The organism is Polaromonas sp. P3_C2 (genome assembly GCF_056402675.1).
The window spans coordinates 1-4,394 of sequence record NZ_JBFUGX010000350.1; the positions used below are offsets into that span (position 1 = coordinate 1).

Annotated in this window: 4 protein-coding genes; all 4 read left to right on the forward strand. The window is 63.3% G+C overall.

Translation table 11 applies throughout. The annotated features are described in order from the left end of the window. The coding region (locus AC1DWI_RS14775; RefSeq protein WP_477725099.1) for an NADH-ubiquinone oxidoreductase-F iron-sulfur binding region domain-containing protein at nucleotides 1-677 on the forward strand (677 nt) is incomplete at its 5' end. A gap of 19 nt (nucleotides 678-696) precedes the next feature. Then, nucleotides 697-2,853 (forward strand): NADH-quinone oxidoreductase subunit NuoG, encoded by a 2,157-nt coding sequence (gene nuoG / locus AC1DWI_RS14780; RefSeq protein ID WP_477725100.1) that lies wholly within the window; start codon nucleotides 697-699, stop codon nucleotides 2,851-2,853. Continuing rightward, nucleotides 2,850-3,923 (forward strand): NADH-quinone oxidoreductase subunit NuoH, encoded by a 1,074-nt coding sequence (gene nuoH / locus AC1DWI_RS14785; protein ID WP_477671598.1) that lies wholly within the window; start codon nucleotides 2,850-2,852, stop codon nucleotides 3,921-3,923. The genes nuoG and nuoH overlap by 4 nt, the downstream gene beginning before the upstream one ends. Nucleotides 3,924-4,084: 161 nt before the next feature. After that, nucleotides 4,085-4,394: NADH-quinone oxidoreductase subunit NuoI (gene nuoI, locus AC1DWI_RS14790; RefSeq protein ID WP_477725101.1), on the forward strand; the 310-nt coding region annotated here is incomplete at its 3' end.

Sequence of the window (4,394 nt, forward strand, 5' to 3'; positions counted from 1 at the left end):
CCACCACCATCAACAACACCGAGACCTTCGCGGCCGTGCCCTGGATCATCCGCAACGGCGGCCAGGCCTACCTCGAATGCGGCAAGCCCAACAACGGCGGCACCAAGATTTATTCGGTGTCCGGCGACGTCGAGCTGCCCGGCAACTATGAAGTGCCCATGGGCACGCCGTTCTCCAGGCTGCTGGAACTCGCAGGCGGCGTGCGCAAGGGCCGTACGCTCAAGGCCGTGATTCCCGGCGGGTCTTCGGCGCCCGTGCTGCCGGCTTCCATCATGATGGACTGCACCATGGACTACGACTCCATCGCCAAGGCCGGCTCCATGCTGGGTTCGGGCGCGGTGATCGTCATGGACGACAGCCGTTGCATGGTCGAGTCGCTCAAGCGCCTGTCCTACTTCTACATGCATGAGTCCTGCGGGCAATGCACGCCTTGCCGCGAAGGTACGGGCTGGCTCTGGCGCGTCGTGGACCGTATCCACAACGGCCACGGAAAGCAGACCGACATGGACCTGCTCAACTCGGTGGCCGACAACATCCAGGGCCGCACCATCTGCGCGCTCGGCGATGCCGCGGCCATGCCGGTGCGCGCCATGATCAAACACTTCCGCCATGAGTTTGAAGCCATGATCAAGCCACAAGTCTCCCACACTCCGGTTTCGGCTACCGCGCAAGCCTGAATTGCGGAAAGAAAAAAATATGGTTGAAATAGAACTCGACGGCCAGAAGGTGGAAGTGCTTGAAGGCAGCACGGTGATGCATGCGGCCGAAAAGGCCGGCACTTACATTCCGCACTTCTGCTATCACAAGAAGCTGAGCATTGCCGCCAACTGCCGCATGTGCCTGGTCGACGTGGAGAAGGCGCCCAAGCCCATGCCGGCCTGCGCTACGCCCGTCACTCAGGGCATGATCGTGCGTACCAAGAACGACAAAGCCATCAAGGCCCAGAAGGGTGTGATGGAGYTSCTGCTGATCAACCACCCGCTGGACTGCCCGRTCTGYGACMAGGGCGGCGAATGCCAGCTGCAGGACCTGGCCGTCGGTTACGGCGGCAGCGAATCGCGCTACGAGGAAGAAAAGCGCGTCGTCTTCCACAAGGACGTGGGCCCGCTGATTTCCATGCAGGAAATGAGCCGCTGCATCCATTGCACGCGCTGCGTGCGCTTCGGCCAGGAAGTGGCCGGCGTGATGGAACTCGGCATGTCGCATCGCGGCGAACACGCCGAAATCGAAACCTTCGTCGGCATGTCGGTGGACTCCGAGCTGTCCGGCAACATGATTGACATCTGCCCGGTGGGCGCGCTGACCAGCAAGCCTTTCCGCTACAGCGCCCGCACGTGGGAACTGTCGCGCCGCAAGTCGGTCAGCCCGCACGACTCGACCGGCGCCAACCTGATTGTCCAGGTCAAGAACAACAAGGTCATGCGCGTCGTCCCCCTGGAGAACGAAGACGTGAACGAATGCTGGATCGCCGACCGCGACCGCTTCTCGTATGAAGCCCTCAACGGCGACGAACGCCTGACCAGCCCCATGCTCAAGCAGGGCGGCGAATGGAAGGCTGTCGACTGGCAGACCGCGCTCGAATACGTGGCCAACGGCCTCAAGCAGATCAAGGCCGACCACGGTGCCAGCAGCATCGGCACCCTGGCCAGCCCGCACAGCACGCTCGAAGAGCTCTACCTGGCCGCCTCCCTGATGCGCGGCCTGGGCAGCGAGAACATCGACTACCGGCTGCGCAACGCCGAGTTCACCGCACCTTCGGCCATCCGCTGGCTGGGTACCTCCGTTGCCTCGCTGTCGCAGCTGCAGCGCGTGCTGGTGGTCGGCTCCAATCTGCGCAAGGACCACCCGTTGTTCGCGCAGCGCATACGCCAGGCCGTTCGCAAGGGCGGGGCGCTGAGCACCGTCAATTCCACCGCCGAACTGGCAAACGCCGACGCCTGGGCCATGCCTGTCGCCAATAGGCTGCTGGCAGCGCCCGAAGCCTGGACCCAGGCCCTGGCCGATGTGGCTGCCGCGATTGCCGCTGACAAGGGCGTTACCGCGCCCGCCGCCGGCCAGGCTACCGACGCCGCCAAGGCGATCGCCAAATCCCTGCTGGGCGGCGAGCGCAAGGCCATCCTGCTGGGCAATGCCGCGGCGCATCACACCAAGGCCTCCAGCCTGCTGGCGCTCGCCAACTGGATCGGCGAGCAGACCGGCGCCACCGTGGGCTACCTCACGGAAGCCGCCAATACCGTGGGTGCCCAACTGGCCGGCGCCTTGCCTGCCGGCAAGGGCCTGAATGCCGGTCAGATGCTGGGCGGCCAGCTCAAGGCCGTGATCCTGCTCAACAACGAACCCGAGTTTGACTCGGCTGCCGGCGCCAGCGCCAAGTCTTCGCTCAACGCCGCACAGATGGTCGTGACGCTGAGCCCCTTCAAGGCCAACATGGGCTTCAGCGATGTGCTGCTGCCGATTGCGCCTTTCACCGAAACACCCGGCACCTTTGTGAACGCCGAGGGCCGCGTGCAAAGCTTTCACGCCGTCGTCAAGCCGCTGGGCGATACCCGTCCGGCCTGGAAGGTGCTGCGYGTGCTCGCCAACGTGCTGGGCYTGCCCGGCTTTGATTTTGAATCCGCGCAGGACGTGCTCAAGCAGGTCGCGGGTGCCGATGCGGCGCAGCTTCCCGCGGACAAGCTCGGCAACAGCACCCAGGCCGCTATCGACCTGTCGGCCGCTATCGTCCAGGTGCCTGCGGTGGCCAGCATTTACCAGCTCGACGGGCTGGTCAGGCGCGCCACATCGCTGCAGCTGACGGCGGATGCCCGCCAGGCCGCCGGCGTCGAAGCCAGGCTCGAAGGAGTGACGGCATGATTGATGGAATCTTCGCGTTTGGCCAGGGTTTGATGGGCGGCATCTGGCCGGCCACGGTATGGCCTGTGCTGTGGACGCTCATCAAGATCGTCTGTGTCCTGTTGCCGCTGATGGGCCTCGTGGCTTACCTGACCTTGTGGGAACGCAAGGCCATCGGCTTCACGCAGATTCGCCTCGGCCCTAACCGCGTCGGGCCTTTCGGCCTGCTGCAGCCAATCGCCGATGCGCTCAAGCTGCTGACCAAGGAAATCATCATCCCCACGGCGGCCAGCAAGGGCCTGTTCGTGCTCGGCCCCATCATGACCATCATGCCGGCCCTGGCCGCCTGGGCCGTGATTCCCTTCGGGCCCGAGATCGCGCTGGCCAACATCAACGCCGGCCTGCTGTTCCTGATGGCCATCACCTCGCTGGAAGTCTATGGCGTGATCATCGCGGGCTGGGCTTCSAACTCCAARTACGCCTTCCTCGGCGCCATGCGCGCTTCGGCGCAAATGGTCAGCTATGAAATCGCCATGGGCTTYTGCCTGGTGGTGGTGCTCATGGTGTCCGGCAGCCTCAACATGACTGACATCGTGATGAGCCAGGGCAAGGGCATGCTGGCAAGCAACGGATGGACTTTCCTGTCCTGGAACTGGCTGCCACTGTTGCCGATTTTTGTCGTGTACTTCATCTCCGGCCTGGCTGAGACCAACCGCCACCCCTTCGACGTCGTCGAAGGCGAGTCCGAAATCGTGGCTGGCCATATGGTCGAGTACTCGGGCATGGCTTTCGCGATGTTCTTCCTCGCTGAATACGCGAACATGTGGCTGGTCGCCATCCTGGCCGTGCTGCTATTCCTGGGCGGTTGGTTGCCGCCTGTTGAAGCCCTGAGCTTCATTCCGGGCTGGATCTGGCTGGGTGCCAAGACCTTTGTGGTGGTCACCATGTTCCTGTGGGTGCGCGCCACCTTCCCGCGCTTTCGTTATGACCAGATCATGCGTTTGGGTTGGAAGATTTTTATCCCCGTGACCCTGGTCTGGCTGGTGGTCGTTGGCGCCTGGATGCAGACGCCTTACAACATCTGGAAGTGACTATGGCCCCCACGCTTTTCACCGCGTCTTCGACTTCGTGTAATGCGCTGCCCCCCGAGGGGGCGCTGCGCCTGCGGCCCGGCAAAGCCGGTTCCGCGGCCCCTGCTGGCTTGAAGAGCCCTTGTGTACGCCTACGCCTTACTTCTGCAGGAATCTGATTTATGTCCGCCGTCGCTTCCATCAAAGACTTTGCGTCGAGCTTCATGCTCACCGAGCTGTTCAAGGGCATGGCCCTGACCGGCAAGTACATGTTCAGCCGCAAGATCACGGTTCAGTTTCCCGAAGAGAAAACTCCGCTGAGCCCGCGTTTTCGCGGCCTGCATGCGTTGCGCCGCTATGAAAACGGCGAAGAGCGCTGTATCGCCTGCAAGCTCTGCGAAGCGGTGTGTCCTGCGATGGCTATCACCATTGAGTCCGACGTGCGTGAAGACGGCAGCCGTCGCACCTCGCGCTACGACATCGACCTCACCA